Raw genomic sequence first — 18,348 nt, forward strand, 5'->3', positions numbered from 1 at the left:
CGCGGCCGAGCCATGGCGCAACGCGAGCGTCACCAGATCGTCGCGCATGGTGCGCAGATAGCGCTCCATCGCATCGGAAGTGGTGGCGTGCGGGGCGAATTCCACGTCGTAGTACAGACGCGCGATGGTCGCCGCGGGGATACGCTGCACGAACGCGCGCAATGCGGTGAAGTCCGTGCGCGTGTAAGTGCGCGGCGGTGGCAAGGTCAGCTGTTGAGGTTGGAATGAAATGAACGCGTCCCTCCCGCGAACGTGTGAGCAGAGAAAGTGGATCTTCACGGGCCAACGGCATCGACGTGCCTGGGGCAAAATGCATGCGTTTCCCGGCAACCGGAGAATCCACGATGAATAGTATCGCCGTAGGCGTAGACATCGCCAAGCAAGTTTTCCAAGTGCATTACGTTGAGCCGGAAACCGGAGAGATCGTGAACAGGCCGATCAAGCGGGCACGATTTCTCGAGCATTTTGCAAACCGTGCTTGCTGCCTTATCGGAATGGAAGCGTGCAGCGGTGCGCACCACTGGGCCAGGCAACTTGTAAAAATGGGCCACGAGGTCAAGCTAATGCCGGCGGAGTTCGTCAAAGCGTTCAACATCCGCAACAAGAATGATGCGGCGGACGCGCGGGCAATCTGGCTGGCCGTACAGCAACCCGGCAAGGCGGTCGCGGTAAAGACTGAGACGCAGCAGGCGATGCTGGCACTGCACCGGATGCGCCAGCAGCTCATCAAATTTCGCACAATGCAGATCAACAATTTGCGAGGACTGTTGACGGAGTACGGAGAGGTGATGGCCAAGAGTCGTGCAGCCCTTGACAGGGCGATTCCAGCAGTACTGGAACGGGTCGCGGAGCGACTTCCTGCGGTTGTGATCGATACGTTGCGCGAACAATGGGCCGGTTTGACAAAACTGGATGAGCAAATTGCTCAGATCGAGCGCCGGATGCGGGCGTGGAAGAAAGAGGACCAAGCGGTCAAGGCCATCAGCGAAATCCCCGGTGTGGGACTGCTGACAGCAACGGCAGCCGTAGCAATGATGGGTGATCCGAAGGCTTTCAGTTCCGGCAGGGAATTTGCTGCATGGGCCGGTCTCGTGCCAAGACAAACGGGCTCCGGTGGCAAGGTGAACTTGCACGGCATATCGAAGCGGGGCGATACATACCTACGCACGCTGCTGATCCATGGTGCGAGATCGGTGCTAGAACACTCGAAGGAGCCCGGTCCGTGGGTCGAGCAGATGATCAAACGCAGGCCCAAGAACGTCGTGATCGTTGCGCTAGCAAATAAAATCGCGCGCACGATCTGGGCGGTACTGGCCCACGACAGACGGCACCAGAAGAATTACGTGAGTGTAAGGCCAGCCGAGGCGGTTTGCGGTTTGTAGAAAGCTAACGTCTGGCACAGGGTGATTCGAGAGTTTGCGCAGCAATCGAGTGTGATGACTAGTCAGGTAGGACCTGGGACTTGCTAAACCTGAATGGCCAACAGAGCTTCGAGTTCGTGGTTGGAATGAGGAGCGAGTCAGCGGATTTCATAGGGGCCCGCAGCGGCGGTACCGACTGCATGAAGGCCGGATAGAGAGCCGCAACCCATCCTGTAAGTCTGAACAAACGAAAACTGTTGCAAAACGGGACGCGCTCATAGAGTTGGCCATGATTCCATCAGGCTGGGGTAGACACACCAGTGAGCGCACCGGTGAGCTTTTTCAGGGGCAGTCGGTGAGCAGGTTCGGGAACCCCTCGTTCCGGCGCCCGAAACTATCGGTGGTCCCCAGGAGTTCATTCCAGCGCACCTGGCTGCGGCGCCGACCAACCGCATCGCGTCCGGATGCGCCGGATTCACTCACGGCATCACGCGCGAATCATCAGGGTCGGGTGATAGCGCCAGACCTTCGGATCCGCGCTCAACAGCACGATCCCTTCGTGCAACGCCTGCGCGATCATGATGCGATCGAACGGATCGGCGTGGTCGTCGTGAAACGGCAGCGCGGCGACGGCCTCTGCGTGCTCCCCGGCGATCGGCAGCTCCGCGAAGCCCGCCAGCCGAAACGCCGAGCGGGCATCACGCGGATGCACGCGTAGGTTGCCCTTCGCATGCTTGATCGCGATCTCCCAGACCGCTGCGGCGCTCACCAGCAGTGTATTGGCCGGATCTTCGATCAGGTCAATGGCCGACGATGAGAGCTGCGGAGCGCCTTCGGCCGCCCACAGCGCGATATGCGTATCGAGCAGCACCCTCACGGCGCGAGCTCTCGCCGGGCACTCGCGTCGAAGTCTGCGGCGATCGCGTCATCGCCGGCATTGAACGCCTCGAGCGTGGCCGGGACCAGTCCCGCAAGCAGGTGCCGCGCGGCGCCGATGCGTCGGGGCGCGGCAAACGGCACCAGCCGAGCGACGGGGGTGCCGTTGCGCGCAATGATCACCTCGTTTTCCTGGCCGACCTCGAGCTGCTCAACCAAGCTCGACAGTTTCGATTTCGCGTCGTGCATATTGACCGTCAGCATGTGACTCCGTGGTTAGCTAAGCAATGTTAGCTAGTATGCGGGTGCGGGTGACAAAACACAAATGTCCGCCCTGCCCGCGTGCTTCTCTGCGCGCCGGCCCCCCGCGCGGTCGCGCCGTACTCATACCACGCGCGTGCCAGTGAGCGTTTTGGGCTCTCGCTCGTCAGGTCGCACCCGGCTTCATGCCGGCTGGGCCAGCCAGACTTAACCGCAGCAATCGCGCACTCGGACAGGCACAACCAAGGGGAAACCCTCGTCGAGCCGTCACGTAATGCGCTTTCCGGGTATTTCACGCATTAAATCGTTCACTGCTAATAATAACTATCAAGCAAACCGTTTGGATAGTTATTAGGGCGCCTGTGTAACAGCGATCATTCCGGTGCCTCATAGCCTTACGCAAGTGCATGCAGTGACCAGAGCTTGAGCCGCGGATCGCGGCTGAGTCACGCGCGCAGATGGGAGGGCAGCTTTGACAAAACAGGCGCGGACATTTGCGATGCGCGTACGACGCCCTACCGGATTTAGCCGCGGCGGTCCCCATGCGCTTTATACTCGCACTGCGAGACGGGTCAGCGCTGGCCGGACTCGCCCGGTCAGCCCGACCGTTGCATGCCGCGGGCTTACAACGCCGTGAAGCGCTTCTTTTACGTGGCCACTGGGGCGGGTCGACAGGAAGACTCGCATCGACATCACGATGAAGCTCAATCGCGTCCGCAGGAGTTGTCCTCCGCATGCTGCGGACTCGTTGCTCTTTGCCATGAAACATGGTGCCGATGTCGGCGAGCACGGGCGATGACGGGTAGATGAACTTCACAGAAACCCTTGCGACTATCAAGGCCGACAACCGTTGGCAGGCTGCACGTTAAGCGCGCCCATACCCGGGTCTACGGAGCTGCATTTTTTGCTCAAAATTTCAGTAGTCCTCATTAGCTGTCGAGTTCCCAACAGGCTGCGCAGTCCGGCGATGTGTTCCCGGATCTGAGCGGTAACCGGAGGCCGCTCACTGCCCTGCTCCGGTTCGCTCACGAATCGACGCGTCTGACCAAATGGCTCCAGATCAACCTCGGTGGCCACACGGATCTGTCCGCGTGCTCGAGCCATAGCGAAGCCCTCCTTCCATCCTGCCGCCTGGCGGCCGATGCCTTCGTCGAGGATGTAGACGACCATGCTCTCGCCGTCCGCGTCGATTACGTACTTGCGCTGACCGGAGGCGTCCACGAACGTTTGCCCGGCGCTTTGACGGACTAACCGCTCGGTTTCGAACGTGCGCTTCAGTCCCGCTTGTCTTTCTGCTTTCGCGTCCATCCGGCGGCGGATCTGTCGGGCGAAATCGGCCGTGCTTCGTAGGAGGCTGCGCAGGTAGTTGATCGGTGCCTTGGCGAGCTTGAGATGGTCCCACGTTGCCTCGACGACATCCGAGAGACGCTTGCCATGCTCGCGTGCTTCGCGCATGAGTTTGAAGATCAAGAAATCAAAAAACCCCAGGGACCGCAGGCGCTGAAGTTCCTCAGGCACTTGCCCCGGTTGTCTCTTTTGAAAAACTGAAGGGCTAAGATCCTTATATATACCACCGTCTGCCAAGTTGGCAGACGGACGCTCGGGCGAAAAACAATCAGACCGTGAAGTCGTGGACGGGAGTGCCGGGCCGCGTTCTGAGAGGCCCAAAAGGACGGCTGCATGCTCGGTCAGATGCAGGTAGGCGCGACCGAAGAGACCCGCGTCGACGTAGCGAGATTGCGGGCGTCGATCAATGAGTCCAGCAGACTCTAAATCGACGAGGCTCCGATAGAAGGTCCGCATGGACTGAAGAGCGCGACCTGTGAGCAGCTCACGGCGAGCGAAAATGGCAGCGAAGGGCTTGGCTGCGTCAACTGTACGGGCGAGAGCGGCAAGCACTGCGCGCGCACGCGGAGGAAGCTCTTCGATGTGAGCGGCGCGGAAGGCGGCCCGAAAGATCACCCAAGGCAAGTTGGTCGAGTCACAACGAAAGGCGACGACAGCGGCGGAATCGATAGTGGTTTTATACTTTTCTGCAGGCTCTGGGTGCGACTCACCCTCGCCAGCAACGGAACGTTGCGCGATAGACATGTCGAGCGTCCATTTCCAAAAAATGGATTGATTTCGCTTGACTGCTCTCGTCGCTGAGCTACACTCCGGGTTGAGGATGTACCCTTTCCAGTTTCCAGCTGGGGAGTGTGGCGCGAGGATTTCCAGCCAAGCCCACTTATGCAAAAGCCTTCGGTTTCCAGCCGGAGGCTTTTGTCTTTATGAAAGGTAATTAGCGCATTCCGTGCTCCTGTTCAACGTTCAGTCTACTTAACGCGTTGATTTTTAAGCATTTTCGTTTTCGGACTGAAATTTTATCGCGTTCGCTTCTTCTTCTAATAGACGTCTGATTGCGGCATGTAGACGCTCAGCCTCCTCTTCCGACTTGAACTCCAGTCGGAAAACGTTTCTGGCGCGCCGAATTTCGCAGTAGGTCGCCTTTCCTGCTCTGATCTTTTCCATGACTGGCGGCGCGGACCCTTTCTTCTGCTTGGGTGGTTCAGCACCTGCCAGCTTCACTGCTTGGCCTTGATCAACCTCGCCTGCAATCAATTTCTTTACAGCGCCGACCACCTGCTCCGATTTGCCCGCCTTGGTGAAACCCGCCAGCGCCGCCACGGCAGTTGCGCCAAGGAGGTCTGGGCGCTCTTCAACCATCGACAGCACGTCTGGCGGTAGTTGATCGAAGGCCAGAATGTAGGATACGAGCGCCGTCGAAATGCCTGTCTGTTCAGCAAGCTGCACTTGCGTCATTCCTGGCGTTCTCTCAAGCCGAATACGAAAGCCAAGATATTTCTCGTAGTCCGTGAGGCCGGACTGAATCAGGTTGACGTTGAAAGCACCGTCGGTTGCTTCTTCGTCTGAGCTGTCCATGATCACGGCACGGATATGTTCGCGCCCCAGCTCCCGATATGCGTCGATCCGGTGATGGCCCGAGATGATCTCGTAAGTGCCATCGTCTGATCTGCGCGCAACGACCGGATGGATTAGCTTGTTGTGCCGGAGATTCTCGCGAAGGGCGACATACGCTTCCTTCGAGAGCTTACGCCGCCGCCCGGGTATCTCAACCAAGAGACTGAGCGCAATTTCGGCCCCGGCTCGCGCGGCTTTCTCAAGCTGCTCCCTAAGTTCAGCGTTTTGGGTTTGTAGCTCGGCAACCTGCCTGTCCTTGGCGGCAAGCATCGGCATGGCCTCCAATAGTCTGCCTGGCGCCGTCTTCGGGATGCCGTCATCGACCCGTGCACTTACACCATTGGCATTTGAGGCAGCGGCGATCGCCGCATTCTTAGCAGCAAGCTTTTCTCGTAGACTCATGCTGCCTCCGCTACGGATTGGGACTCCACGGCCCAGAGCGCAGTGAGTTGTTGATCAATCATTTCGGCGAATCGGTCATAGGCTTCTCTTGCCCGCTGGTACGTTTTGTTGCTGCCTTCGTACTTCGAGATGTCATACACAGTTCCAAACTCCATTGACGCGGTAGTCGTGACAGTGGTCGTGGGAATCTCGATCGGTAGCACCAAGCTGTCGTAAGAGCGAGTGATCCACTCGCGCACCTTGTTGGTCGCTATTTGACTGGAATCGACCTTGGTCAGCAGGACATGAATAAAGTCGAATCGCTTATTTAGATTCGGCACGACGTTTTTCATGCTTCGACCTAAGTCTGTGAAAAGCGACCAAAACTGTGTCGAGGAGGCATAGTCGAGTGCGTTCGGCGGGATCGGAACAATCAGGCCGTCCGCTGCCATGAATGCATTGATCGTCACGTATGAGAGGGCAGGTGGCGTATCGATGATGATCGCGTCGTACCGATCGAGAAGTGGTTCGAGGCCGGCGTTAAGCACGTCCCAAAAACGAAAGCCCGATTCCTGCGACTGCTTGAACGGCAGATAAAATTCGGCGGAGAAGAGCGCTGCACTGGCCGGAATCAGGTCGATACCATCCCAGTACGTCGGCTGAACCGCATACTCCAGGTCGCTTTGTTCGCCATAAATCAACGGCAGGATGGTTTGGTCCTCCGTGACTTCGCTATCTGCGATAACGCCATTGAGCGCGCTCAAAGAAGCTTGCGGATCCAGATCCACTAACAGAACTCGCCTGCCGAACAGGGAGAGACCTTGCGCGAGTGTCATCGCGCTGGTGGTTTTGGTTACACCTCCCTTGAAGTTGCCGATTGCGATCTTCTTTCCTTTGACGCCCGGCGGTCGCGGCGAAAACGGTCCCACTTTTTTTACCCATTCGCGCGCTTCGGTCAGCGTGAATTCGCGCGTACGCGGCAGGCTAGTGCCCTGGGGAAGACCGAGTTCCTCGCGCTCCCAGTAGTAGTTGACCTTCTTCCGCTCAATCCTGCACAGGGCGGCGATTTGAGTCGTAGTGAACACCGGGGCGTGCTTTTTGGGGTGCGGCAGGAGCATCTGCTCGCGTACCGTCAGTAATGTCTCGTTGGCGTGTTCCGAGATGACTTCGATATCATCTAGGCCGAACGACGTCGGCGTGTGGTTGACGATCGTATCGATGGACACAATGGGCTTGGCATTCGTTTGCATAAGACCCGTCCCTATGTTGAATTTAAGAGTCGCCATTGGTCGCAAGATCGAACGCTGAATGGCGGATTTGCGAGAAATGCTAGACGGTAATTGGGTCGGTCGCAAGTTAACTTTTTTGGGGCCGTACCGTGACAGACCGAACTGCGACAAGGCTCACGAGCACTTTCTTGAGGAAACGCTCGAAGTTAGCCCGTTCAAGAGCTTATCAACCCGGAACTCATCACCTGGAATGAAAGAGGCGAGGCTGCATGAGCCCTGAAAACTCTCGCACCATGTGGCTTGAGTAAAAAGAAAAGTCCCCGTTCGTGAAACACCCGGCGACGGTTCTCCCTGGCATGAAAGTCGTATCGTATCAAGCAGTTAGGAGAAAAACTCCCGAATGTTTCACGCCGCGTAGGCGCATGATGGCCAGATTTTGGTCTTTTAGGTAGTTCCTCGTCATCCCGCCCGCCGGCCGCAGAAAACGTATCAATCGCTACGCATTCCGCAACGAACGTTACAAATCAACCCTGTCCAATTAACTCTTCTTTCCGATGACGCCGAACTTAATAACTTCCGATGGGAAAGGCGATTCGAGGCCCACGAAGGGAAAACCTATTCCCCAGGCGGCCAAGAAGGCACAGTGGATCAATTAGAATTGCCGGCAGCGATGTAACGCTCGCGTGACTCAGTTCCTTGGAATTGTTCCCGATTCAATAGCGGCGCAGAAGGAGAAAGACGACAAAAAACAAGCGCCTTTCCAAATGGAGTCGATAAGCAGTCGTCGTCTTTAAACTCCCGGAAACATAGGTAGGGCGCGAGTGACGCAGCCGCAAAGAGTCTAAGTAGCTCCGAACTTGGGTGGAACGGGGCAAGAGCCAGTCGGTTTTATCCCGGGCGGCATGGCTGCCATAAGGTCGCATATAGATCTTTAACTTCTCCTGCTCGTCAGCAACTGTTGCCATTTCGAAGCTTCCCCCGCCGGAGCTGAAACTTTTCGAAGGACGGCCCCTGCCGTTCGCGTCAGGCAAAGTCTTGCTCGGGGTTCAAAAGTACGCGGACACTCTCGTCGGGCCGCGCTATCCGCGGCCCCCGGCTCATACGCCGAAGAAGATCCCCAAGCAAGGTGATTTTCGAGACAAGCACAAAGCTGAAGCTCGAAGTTAACCAGTGGGTGCTAATCTCGTTCGGCCTTGCCGTGATTGCCGTCGGCGCGGTATGGACGCGGCAACCTCCGCCTTCGGTCACACGCGTTGTGGGCGTGTCTGCCGATACCGGCGGCCATCCGATCGTAACCGAGCTCGTCGCCTATAAGCCCGACTCGCAAGCTGTGCGGACGACCGTCAAAGAGATGGCCGTTCGCTGGTTCACAATCGAGCCGGTGTTGTCCGACCGTCTCGAAACTTCGCGCATGACCCCAACATCAACTCTGTCAAGGCGCGAATGATCGGCGCGGCAGCCGGTCAGTTCCGCGACTGGCTGAAGGCCGACACCGTTCCAGCAGATAACGGCAAACCCGAAACTGATCCGCGAAGTCGACGTGCGCAACATCGCGTAGCTCGAAGATTCGACCGTGCTCGTCGAATTCACGACGACCACTTCGCGAGCTGGTGCGACGGGCAAGCCTGACGTGAAGTCGTACGCGCTCACGTTGCGAATCAAATCGTCGCGCCGACTGCTGAGCAGGCGTTGACAACGAATCCTTCGGAATCTTCATTCCGTTTTTCCGCCTCGAGCGGACCGCATAAGCATGACCGCAACCATTTTCAATAAACGGCCGCTCATCGGCATGTGCATTCTCGCTGCGTGTGCAGCGTTGCTTGCTCAACCGGCCGCGGCCAAGAAAGCCGCCAGCGATTCGTCGTTTAATGCCGCGATGGTCGCCGGCGCACCCCATGAGCCCGGTCAATCCGTTCAACGGCGGCGCCGATCCTTTGACGATGCCGGGCGACGCGCGCATCGGCGTGTTCCCGTACAGCCGCGACCAGATCTACCGCGTGCTGACCGCGCCGCTGAAGCTCACGGCGATCAAGCTGGAGAAGGGCGAGAAGCTGATCGCCGACCCGGCGATGGGGGAGATCGACGACGACAAGATGAACCACGTGTTAATCAAGTCGCACAAGGCGGACCTCGTCAACACGCAGCACCTGACGACGAATCTGCGGGAATACGACTTCACGCTCATCGCGTCGCCGACGGGTGGCATGTTCTATCACCGTGCGCTTCCAATACCCCCGCGCGCCGATGGCGCGAGTCCGCGCGCGCGACGACGCGACGGGCAACGGCGGCCGCGGTGGTAGCGATCGGGAAACCAGTGTCGCGCTCGACCAGCTGAATTGGGATTACAGCGTTGATGGCCACGCCGAGTTCACGCCGGAGACCGTCTTCGACGACGGCCATGCGGTCTGGATGCGCATGCCTGCCAAGGCTCAGGAGTGGCCGGTTCCGTTCATTCTCGACCACGGCGATCGTGTCGTCGCGAACTTCATCCGTCGCGGGGAGTTCCCTCGTCCTTCAGCGTCTTGCCGATGAGATCGTTCTGCGTTCCGGCAAGGACGAGGTCACGGTGACACGCGGCTGCCGCCGCTTGTTCGGAGTGTTCTGAATGGAAACCGCAGGCCATTCGGTAGCTGTCGCTACCTGGGCACCTCGACCGAGTTTTTGAAGGCGGAGATCGAGAGCATCTTTAGTTGATCCACATCGACCAGCTTACGTACGTTAGGTCTTGCTTCGAACGTAAAGGAAATGGTCACGCTCGTACCTTTGCGTGCAACTGCAACGTCACAGTCGGGAGTGGGCTCTCCACTGGCTAGATACTTCAAGATTTCCTTGGAGGTGCGACGGCCGGGATGTTCTGTAAGCCACTTCGCGTTGCGAACAACCTTCGTAATGCCCAACAGCCTGACGATCGCTTGCAGATCAGCCGCGTGTTTCGTCGTAAACCGTTTGGCGTCGAAAAGCTCGATCACGACAGCCGGTAGTTTCGAGACGGAGATAGCTTCGGAAATTTTGGTCTTGGCCCATCCCGTGCGCCCCGACGCCTCGCTCAACGTAGACCATTCGTTATTTGCTAATCCTTCCGTGTATCGCGCGGCTCGCAATAACGGCTGAGACACCGCAGGGCGCCGCCGTTTTGGCGCACTTACCGGCTCCCCAGTTAGAAGCTGGATGATCTCGGTCCATGACTTGCCTTCCTTTGAAACCGCACCCGCACGCTGCACTAGTGAATCGCGTCCGACCGTTCTTTGTAGCGAGAGTAGCTGTCTAGCTGTTTTGTCGAGCAACCCAGCCTCCGTAAATAGGCTAAGTACTTCGACGGGCATCGACGCGACGCGCACCGCTCTGTTGACGTGCTCCCGCCGAACCCCGAGTTTCGTTAGAGCCGCGGCTGCGTCCCTCTGGTTCGTCCATTGACGCCCCAAGCCGTCGTGATACAACGCAGCCAGCGCCAACGGATTGTGCGCAAGTTGCTTTCCGATATATCGTTCCACTGTTTCGCCTCCCTTTCTGTTTGTCGGCGGGGCCGGGCCAGTCTTTAGCACGCGGTTTCCAAGTGGAAACCGCGTGCGAATACGCGGCACTTCGCGCTGACTATTGCGGATCGCCTCGCCTCGCCGTTGCATGGTTGCAAGAAGGTCCGACAAAATAGCCAGCGCTGTCGATTATGTCGAAAGACAGGTCAAGAAGAAGCGAAACATTAAGTGCCGGTGGTTACATGCGAGCCGTGTGGGAAAGTGGCAATGACGTGACGGACGTCGATGTCGCAAGGCGTGACCAATCGCCGACCCCTGAAAAACTGGCCACTTTTGCGCAGGAAGACCCAGCTAAAGAACTAAAAGTATTCGGACGGCGCGAACTAGATACCCTTTGAATGCCTATACCCAAAGCGGCGGTTCAACGTCATCGAATCGTTCTGGACGGTTTCGTGCCATAAAAGAGAAATTGTTGTTCGGGCAGTGCTTGCTCGATCAGCACAACATCACCCGGTGGAGGGTCGAAGACAACGAGGCTGCTGCCTCCTAACCTTCAACCCTACAAAAGTCACATGCCCGCTACGGCCGCAGATCGTGTGCGCCGTATCACTGATAATTCACTTCAACGGCGCGGCACAAAAGCAACCCAATGATTCGAAAGCGGAATGCCGCGCCGCGGACGTGTTACATATTGCGAACTATTCCTAAATGTAACACTTTCGCCCGGCGACCCTTGCCCGAGGGCATAGGCTCGTTGCTGTCTAATCGCAGCCCGTGGAAAGACGCCCGAAAACAGCGTCTTTCTGGGAAATGCGCTTCATCATGATAATTCGCATGGTTCTGCGATGCTGCACTAGCAGGGGTTGTTCGGCACGACCGTACAAAGGCGCACAAAACCACCCGTCTTTCCGCTAAAAAAGGGACGCCCGCGCTGTTCCAATGGTGACCATTCCAAAGGGTTGCCATGCCTCTTTTCAAGAACAAGCGTCGGGCCGCGCTGTCCACGGCCCCCGGCTCATACGCCGAAGAAGATCCAAGCAGGGTGATTTTCGAGACGAGCACAAGGCTCAAGCTCGAAGCTAACCGCTGGATGCTGATTTCGTTCGGCTTGGCTGTCGTCGCGGCGGGCGCCGTGTGGACGCGGCAGCCTCCGCCTTCGGTCACTCGCGTTGTGGGTGTGTCTGCCGATACGGGCGGCCATCCAATTGTGACCGAGCTCGTCGCCTATAAGCCCGACTCGCAAGCTGTGCGCATGACGGTCAAAGACATGGCCGTTCGCTGGTTCACGATCGAGCCGGTGCTGTCGGACCGCCTCGAGACTTCGCGCATGACCGCCAACATCAACTCGGTGAAGGCACAAATGATCGGCGCGGCAGTCGGTCAGTTCCGCGACTGGCTGAAGGCCGACACACCGTTCCAGCAGATCACGGCTAACCCGAAACTGATCCGCGAAGTCGACGTACGCAACATCGCGTTGCTTGAAGACTCGACTGTACTCGTCGAATTCACGACTACGACGTCGCAAGCTGGCGCCACGGGTAAGCCGGACGTGAAGTCATACGCGCTCACGTTGCGCTATCAGATCGTCGCGCCCACTGCTGAACAGGCGCTGACGACGAACCCCTTCGGCATCTTCATTCCGTTCTTCCGCCTTGAGCGGACAGCATAAGCATGACCGCAACCACTCTCCATAAACGGCCGGTCATCGGCATGTGCGTTCTCGCTGCGTGCGCAGCGTTCCTTGCTCAGCCGGCTGCGGCCAAGAAAGCCGCAAGCGACTCGACGTTTAATACTGCGATGGTCGCGGGCGACCCCATGAGCCCGATCAATCCGTTCAACGGCGGCGCCGATCCCTTGACGATGCCGGGCGACGCGCGCATCGGCGTCTTCCCGTACAGCCGCGACCAGATTTATCGGGTGCTGACCGCGCCGTTGAAGCTCACGACAATCGAACTGGAGAAGGGCGAGAAGCTGATCGCGGACCCGGCGATGGGCGACAGCGTCCAGTGGGAGATCGACGACGACAAGATGAACCACGTGTTCATCAAGCCGCACAAGGCTGACCTCGTTAATACGCTGCACCTGACGACGAATCTGAGGGAGTACGACTTCACGCTGATCGCGTCGCCGGCGGGCGGCATGTTCTATCAGACGGTGCGCTTCCAATACCCGCGTGCGCCGACGGCGCGCGTTAGCGCACGCGACGACGCGACGGCGAACAGTGCTCGCGGCGGTGCTGATTCGGGCAGCATCAGTGTGGCGCCGGACAAGCTGATCTGGGACTACAGCGTCGATGGCCACGCCGAGTTCACGCCGGAGACCGTCTTCGACGACGGCCATGCGGTCTGGATGCGCATGCCTGCCAAGGCTCAGGAGTGGCCGGTTCCGTTCATTCTCGACCACGGCGATCGTGTCGTTGCGAACTTTATTCGCCGTGGGGACTTCCTTGTCCTTCAGCGTCTGGCCGACGAGATCGTTCTGCGTTCGGGCAAGGACGAGGTCACAGTGACGCGCGGCCGCCGTCGCATGTTCGGGGTGTTCTGATCGTGGCGAAGAAATCGGACTCGGCTACGCCTACTGCGGAGCAAGAAACCCTCGTCAAAGGCAAGACGCCGCGCAATGCGATCATGAGCATCGGCATTCTCGCTGCGGTCGTCATCGGAGGCCTCGGCTTTTACTATCAGCTACAGGCGACGAACAAGGCAGACGAAGAGGCGCGTATCAAGAAGGCGACCGCGCTGAAGTCGAGTACGGAAGCGCCCACTGCCGCGAACAACAACGACATCGACCAGATGATCCGTCAGCAGCGCGACGCAGCGGCGTCGGAGGCTGCCGCTCGCGCAGCGTCTGAAGCAGCGGCTCCGAAGCCCGCTGTCAAACCGATGCTGACCGGCGCCGACTTCCAGGAAGAAGTCAAAGGCTCGGGCACGGACACGCCCGACCTCTCCCGGCAAGCGGCGCAAGACGCGATCTATACGTCCTCTATCTTTAAACAGGCAGGCGCGTCGCGTTCGGCGGACTCGGCGACCGGTGTACTGCCCGCTGGCGTCCCTTCGTTGGACGAGGTACGAGCTGCCCGTAACGCTGCGGGAGCCAACACCCCCGATGCGATGGCGATCGCCTTGGCGAAGCAGGGCCAAGCACCGGAAAATCGCGACCGCGCCTTCCTGCGCGATGCGGCTTCGCAAGGCGGCATCGAACGCACAACCTTCAATGGCCGGTCGACGGGTTGCACGTTGACGCCGCCGCACGTCATCCACGTCAAGACGGTGGAGGGGCTGAACTCGGACAAGCCGGGTCGCGTGTCGTTGATGGTGGACGAGGACATCTATGACAGCCTGCGCGGCGACTGTTTGATGATCCCGAAGGGCGCGTTCATCAATGGCATGTACAGCGCGGACGTCAAAGTTGGTCAAGAGCGCCTGCTGGTCGCTTCGACGAGTCTGCGTCTGCCCAATGGTAAGAGCGTGCCACTCAACGGCATGCAGGGTGCCGACCAGAACGGCTACGCCGGGTTCTCGGGCGATGTGAACAACCACTTCCTGAAAATCTTCGGCGCGGGCTTCATTACGGCGATTTTGCTGAAGGCGTTCGACAGCGGTTCGCAGACGGCGACGACGGCGACCCCGAACGGCGTTACTACCTACGGTGACACGGCGGGGCAGGTCGCGGCAGCGACGGCCCAAACCGTCATGCAGCGCAACCAGAATATCCCGCCGACGATCACCGTTGAACCGGGCCAGAAGTTCCTGGTGCAGGTGACGCAGGACATCGTCATGGAGCCGTACCATGACTAAGGCATGGGTGGCTGCCTGCCTGTGTGCGATCGCGTTCGGCGCTCATGCGGCGACCATCGATTCGATCATCAGCCCCACGCGCATCGTGCTCGATGACGGCATGAAGCGCGCGATCGTCGAACTGCCCGGCGAGCCGGTGTATGCGTGTGGGCTGAAGCCGTTTCTGGCGTGGGCTAACCGATTTGAAGGCCAAACGGTCGAGGCCACGGCTGGCGGTGTTGCGATCAACATTGACGGATCGCCTATTAGTCTCGAAAGCCTGTTCGTGAAGGCGGGCTGGCTGCGCCCCGCGACGCTTACCGATGACGCTCAGGCGAGCATCACCGAGCGGCGTGGCGGCTGGTCGTGCGCATCCGCGCAGGCGCCGTTCGACGCGATGCACACGTCCGTCGATCCGAAGATCCTTGCTGGCATCGCACTGAATGAGTCGGCCTACAACGGTCGTGCATGGCCGTGGACGTTGAATGTCGCGGGTCGCGGGTTCTTCTTCCGCACTCGCGAAGACGCGTATCGCGCGGTCAGCTATTTGATCACCAACGGCCGGTCGAACTTCGACGTCGGCATCATGCAAGTGAACTGGGGATACCACGGCAAGCGCTTCGCGAGTGCTTGGGATGCCCTTGCGCCGGCGACAAACATCCGCGTCGCCGAAGACATCCTCAACGAGAACTACCGCCTCACGCACTCCGCGGTGAACGCGGTCGCCTACTACCACAGCGCCAATCCCGCCCCGGGCCGCGAATACCTCGCGCGCTTCGTGAAGCACCTCTCTCAAATCGAACGCGGTCTATGAAGCACACGCTCTCTCTTCTCACTATCGCGCTTGCCGCAGTCACGCTCAATGCGGCGGCTGCCGGCACAGACCCGCTCGACTTTGACTATGAGATCGCGGGTAATGTGCTTGAGCGACCTGCACTTGTTTTCAACGATGGCAGCGACACCTATTTCCAGCCGCGCGCCGGTCAGTCGCTGCGCGTGGACGGTGGACATAGCCAAGGACCGTACATCGTTGTGCCGGGCACACCCGAGGTGATCCGTTACTCGGCGGGCGGCTCAAGCGCCACCGCTTACTGGAAGAAGGCCAACCGATTCATTGGCGACAAGGCGCGCAGCGACACGCCCTCCGGTTTCTCCGGATTTTCGGGCCGCCTTGCGCTTATCGGGCCGCGCAGCAGCCTTGAAAGTACTCGGCCTTTGAACGCCACGCTACCGCTCGCCCAACTGGTCAAAGCGCTCGTTCCGCAGGGCTGGACGGGCTCGGCACAGAAAGACATCGATCTGACGACCTCGGCGAGCTTCGGCACGCGTGATGGCGAGAACTGGATGCAGTCGCTCGATCGGCTCGTGGCAGCTTCCGACTTGTATGCAGACGTCGACTTCAACGCTCATCACGTCACGCTGCGCCGCTCGGCTCCGCAGTCAGTGGCCGTCAACTACGTCGCGCCGGTGTCGCAGGTCACGGCAGATCCTGCCGCCGCGTCGTCGGGGGTCACTCCGGGTGCGGACCCGATTGCCGATATCGCGAAGAAAGCCGAGACAGACGCACCCGCCGCATCAGGGTCCATCCTTGCCGCGAAGCTGGGCGCGTTGGCGATCCGTGATGGTGACGACAGCCACATACAAATCAAGTTTTCCGCCAAGCCTGCTGCGGAGTTGAAGGTGACCGCGCAAGACGGCAAATCGCTGCGCCCGAAGTGGGACGACGCGACCGGGGTCGTGACGTTTAACCGCGCAGAACGTTTCACGATCTCCAACGGCGCGGACAAGGTCGAAGTCGCCCGTGTCGCCGGAACCGTCTATGAGTTCGACACCGCGAACAAGGCCGCTCTGCAAAGCGTCTTTGAAGAAAACGGCTCGACGTTCTTCAAGTTCGCCGACACCGTCGGCAAGGTGACGGTCGCCGACGTGGCGCACATCGGTTCGGGCGAGCAGAAGGGCCGCTATTACAAATTCAACGGCACCGCCGACCAGTTCATCGTCAATTCCGACGGCAACGTCGTCAACGTGCTGCGCAAACACGATGTGCGGTTCTTTGATCGGCCCGCGTCATGAACCAAATGCTCTACTTCTCAGCGCTGCTTTGCGCGGCCGTCTCACTGCATGCGCGTGCGGATTGTCTTGACGATGCAGCGCGCTACCACCGCGTGAGCATCCAGGTAGTACGCGCCATCGCACAGCAAGAGTCGGGGATGCGCCCGTATGTGACGAGCCGCAATACCGATGGAAGCGAGGACATTGGGTTGATGCAGGTGAACCGTAACCTTCGAGGCTGTTACAACTCGATCCGAGCCTCAGACACGGTTTCCGATGTGGTGGTTTTCGCATGGCGAACCGCTATTTCAATAAGAGCGGTTATCGGAATGGCGCCGTTGGTGATGCGGGGTAGGCAGGGGTAGCAACCGTGGCATAGTCTGTGGAACCGCTGCACGCGTCGGGAGGCGAACGTGAAGCAGTCCCATCGCATCGGCCAACACGGGCAAACGTATGTCGGGTTTCCTGACCACGCATCCCTCGCAGCACTGCGCGCGTGGTGTGAGGGCCTCTCAGCGCGCGCGGCGGTCGAGCGCTATTTGTCGCATAGGCGAATCCAGGCGCAGTCGTCTCGCGGCATGCTGGGCCGGATCAGACGCCGCTTGATCGATATCGCTGAAGCAAACGGACGAGACGATCTCGCCGCGGTTTTCCGGGATCGGAACGCAGACCACGCACGACGGGGCATGCCCGTTCATCGGGCGATCGAGGCGTTGCGTGAGTTGCAGGACCGCGAGCCGCAGATCACCGACGATCTCGGTCTATGGTTAGCGCCGCGAGCGAGCCTGCCATTGAAACGAATGGGTGTCACGACGTTCGCCGAGCTGACGTTGCGCGTACCTCGCCGTCATCACTGGTGGAGCGAGATGGTGGGGATTGGCCCCGCGTCAGCACACCGTATCGAAGCGTTCTTTTCGCGTTACCCGTCATTGACCGAATCAGCGCGCCGGCTGGTGGAACGATCGCAACCGACTCGGCGCGTTGTTTGGCGTGATGTCATGGCCGCGCGGCGTCAAGATGGTTCGAGAGGCCGGTATCGGGCGCCCAGGGCGAGGTGCCTGCTCTGTGTCACGACGGACCGCGAGGCGATCGACGCGTGGCTGTCCTTGCACGAACCCGCCACAACGTCGCGGACCTATCGCAAGGAAGCCGAACGGCTCTTACTGTGGGCTAATGTTGAGCGCAAGCGAGCGCTTTCATCATTGAACACCAGCGACGCCATTGCCTACCGAGCGTTCCTGCGCTCCCCTGAGCCACGAGATCAATGGATCGGTTCGCGGCAAACTCGTCTATCTGATGGGTGGTGCCCGTTCGTCGGACGTTTAAGTTCCTCATCTGTTGCCTATGCATTGTCGGTGCTCTCAGGCATGTTCCGGTGGCTGGTCGAGCAACAGTACGTGGTTGCCAACCCGTTCGCCGGCGTGAGCGCAGGCTCCACACGAGTAACCGCTTCCATATGCGTACGATCGCTTCATGACGAGGAGTGGCAATTCGCCCGGCATGTGGCCAATGACCTGTCGACGCAACATGGTTGGTCGCTCGAGGCCGCTCAGCGGCTGCGCTTCATTCTCGACTTTCAACTGGCAACCGGCCTGCGTGCGAACGAGTTGATTCACGCGCGGATCGGCGACGTCATCTTCGGCGACGCCACAGACATCTGGCTTCGCGTGGTGGGGAAGGGGCGCCGCAGCGCACGGGTCGCTTTGCCCCCTCTTGCGATGCAGGCCCTTCAAACCTATCTTCATCAGCGAGGACTGCACGCTGACCCGCACCATTGCAGTCGGACCCTACCGCTTGTGCCCGCACTCGGTCAGGATCATTCGGTGAGCATTTCCGGGACGCGGCTCCGCGCGGTGCTAAAGCGATTCTTTCGTCTCGTTGCCGAACAGATCCGACCGACGGATTCCGTTGTCGCTCACAAACTCGAGCAAGCCAGCCCACACTGGATTCGACACACCCATGCGACCCGCGCGCTCGC

17 protein-coding genes and 1 pseudogene are annotated in these 18,348 nt (G+C 59.4%); 11 read left to right on the forward strand and 7 right to left on the reverse strand.

From position 1 onward, the window contains the following. Positions 1–231 (reverse strand): annotated as a pseudogene (locus AWB65_RS31665) (integrase); the annotation flags it as partial. A 113-nt stretch (positions 232–344) separates the two neighbouring features. On the opposite strand from AWB65_RS31665, the gene AWB65_RS31670 reads away from it, so the two are divergent. Beyond that, a complete protein-coding gene (locus AWB65_RS31670) occupies positions 345–1,382 on the forward strand; it encodes an IS110 family RNA-guided transposase (RefSeq protein WP_087670827.1) in 1,038 nt (345 codons plus the stop codon). Positions 1,383–1,848: 466 nt separating this feature from the next. Here AWB65_RS31670 and AWB65_RS31675 read toward each other — a convergent pair whose 3' ends face one another. From AWB65_RS31675 to AWB65_RS31695, 5 genes are all read right to left on the reverse strand, one after another. Beyond that, positions 1,849–2,238, reverse strand: a complete 390-nt coding sequence (locus AWB65_RS31675; RefSeq protein WP_087670828.1) for a type II toxin-antitoxin system VapC family toxin — start codon at positions 2,236–2,238, stop codon at positions 1,849–1,851. Further along, positions 2,235–2,501, reverse strand: a complete 267-nt coding sequence (locus tag AWB65_RS31680) for a type II toxin-antitoxin system Phd/YefM family antitoxin (RefSeq protein WP_087670829.1) — start codon at positions 2,499–2,501, stop codon at positions 2,235–2,237. The genes AWB65_RS31675 and AWB65_RS31680 overlap by 4 nt, the downstream gene beginning before the upstream one ends. A gap of 831 nt (positions 2,502–3,332) precedes the next feature. After that, entirely contained in the window at positions 3,333–4,589 is a 1,257-nt protein-coding gene (locus tag AWB65_RS31685) for a Replication protein O (RefSeq protein ID WP_200821845.1), read from the reverse strand. A 243-nt stretch (positions 4,590–4,832) separates the two neighbouring features. After that, entirely contained in the window at positions 4,833–5,861 is a 1,029-nt protein-coding gene (locus tag AWB65_RS31690; protein ID WP_087670830.1) for a ParB/RepB/Spo0J family partition protein, read from the reverse strand. Continuing rightward, positions 5,858–7,090 carry a ParA family protein gene (locus tag AWB65_RS31695; protein WP_087670837.1) on the reverse strand — a complete coding sequence of 411 codons (1,233 nt, stop codon included), beginning with the start codon at positions 7,088–7,090 and terminating at the stop codon, positions 5,858–5,860. The genes AWB65_RS31690 and AWB65_RS31695 overlap by 4 nt, the downstream gene beginning before the upstream one ends. Positions 7,091–8,195: 1,105 nt before the next feature. Between AWB65_RS31695 and AWB65_RS37795 the strand changes: the two genes are divergently transcribed. From AWB65_RS37795 to AWB65_RS37675, 3 genes are all read left to right on the forward strand, one after another. Beyond that, positions 8,196–8,516 carry a hypothetical protein gene (locus AWB65_RS37795; protein WP_327359432.1) on the forward strand — a complete coding sequence of 107 codons (321 nt, stop codon included), beginning with the start codon at positions 8,196–8,198 and terminating at the stop codon, positions 8,514–8,516. Between the two features lie 448 nt (positions 8,517–8,964). Continuing rightward, positions 8,965–9,369 carry a TrbG/VirB9 family P-type conjugative transfer protein gene (locus AWB65_RS37670; protein WP_268808271.1) on the forward strand — a complete coding sequence of 135 codons (405 nt, stop codon included), beginning with the start codon at positions 8,965–8,967 and terminating at the stop codon, positions 9,367–9,369. Then, complete coding sequence (locus tag AWB65_RS37675) at positions 9,314–9,601, forward strand: TrbG/VirB9 family P-type conjugative transfer protein (RefSeq protein ID WP_268808272.1); 288 nt, start codon at positions 9,314–9,316, stop codon at positions 9,599–9,601. The genes AWB65_RS37670 and AWB65_RS37675 overlap by 56 nt, the downstream gene beginning before the upstream one ends. A 104-nt stretch (positions 9,602–9,705) precedes the next feature. On the opposite strand, the gene AWB65_RS31710 is transcribed toward AWB65_RS37675, so the two are convergent. After that, positions 9,706–10,560 (reverse strand): hypothetical protein, encoded by an 855-nt coding sequence (locus AWB65_RS31710; RefSeq protein ID WP_125474266.1) that lies wholly within the window; start codon positions 10,558–10,560, stop codon positions 9,706–9,708. Between the two features lie 946 nt (positions 10,561–11,506). Between AWB65_RS31710 and AWB65_RS31715 the strand changes: the two genes are divergently transcribed. The 7 genes from AWB65_RS31715 to AWB65_RS31745 form a co-directional block, all read left to right on the forward strand. After that, positions 11,507–12,211: a VirB8 family type IV secretion system protein gene (locus AWB65_RS31715; protein ID WP_087670832.1), complete on the forward strand. Its 705-nt coding sequence runs from the start codon at positions 11,507–11,509 to the stop codon at positions 12,209–12,211. 2 nt (positions 12,212–12,213) lie between these two features. Beyond that, complete coding sequence (locus AWB65_RS31720) at positions 12,214–13,086, forward strand: TrbG/VirB9 family P-type conjugative transfer protein (protein ID WP_087670833.1); 873 nt, start codon at positions 12,214–12,216, stop codon at positions 13,084–13,086. A 2-nt stretch (positions 13,087–13,088) separates the two neighbouring features. Further along, positions 13,089–14,339: a TraB/TrbI/VirB10 family type IV secretion system protein gene (locus AWB65_RS31725; RefSeq protein ID WP_087670834.1), complete on the forward strand. Its 1,251-nt coding sequence runs from the start codon at positions 13,089–13,091 to the stop codon at positions 14,337–14,339. Continuing rightward, the gene (locus AWB65_RS31730; RefSeq protein ID WP_087670835.1) at positions 14,332–15,132 is read left to right on the forward strand and encodes a transglycosylase SLT domain-containing protein; all 801 of its coding nucleotides are present in this window, start codon (positions 14,332–14,334) and stop codon (positions 15,130–15,132) included. Before AWB65_RS31725 ends, AWB65_RS31730 begins: the two co-directional genes overlap by 8 nt. After that, a complete protein-coding gene (locus tag AWB65_RS31735; protein WP_087670836.1) occupies positions 15,129–16,391 on the forward strand; it encodes a TrbG/VirB9 family P-type conjugative transfer protein in 1,263 nt (420 codons plus the stop codon). Before AWB65_RS31730 ends, AWB65_RS31735 begins: the two co-directional genes overlap by 4 nt. After that, positions 16,388–16,735: a transglycosylase SLT domain-containing protein gene (locus AWB65_RS37300; protein WP_235007928.1), complete on the forward strand. Its 348-nt coding sequence runs from the start codon at positions 16,388–16,390 to the stop codon at positions 16,733–16,735. Before AWB65_RS31735 ends, AWB65_RS37300 begins: the two co-directional genes overlap by 4 nt. A gap of 48 nt (positions 16,736–16,783) precedes the next feature. Beyond that, positions 16,784–18,348, forward strand: a 1,565-nt coding sequence (locus AWB65_RS31745) for a site-specific integrase (RefSeq protein WP_087670838.1), incomplete at its 3' end; no start/stop codon positions are given.

This window comes from Caballeronia humi (assembly GCF_001544475.1).
Classification (GTDB): Bacteria; Pseudomonadota; Gammaproteobacteria; order Burkholderiales; family Burkholderiaceae; genus Caballeronia; species Caballeronia humi.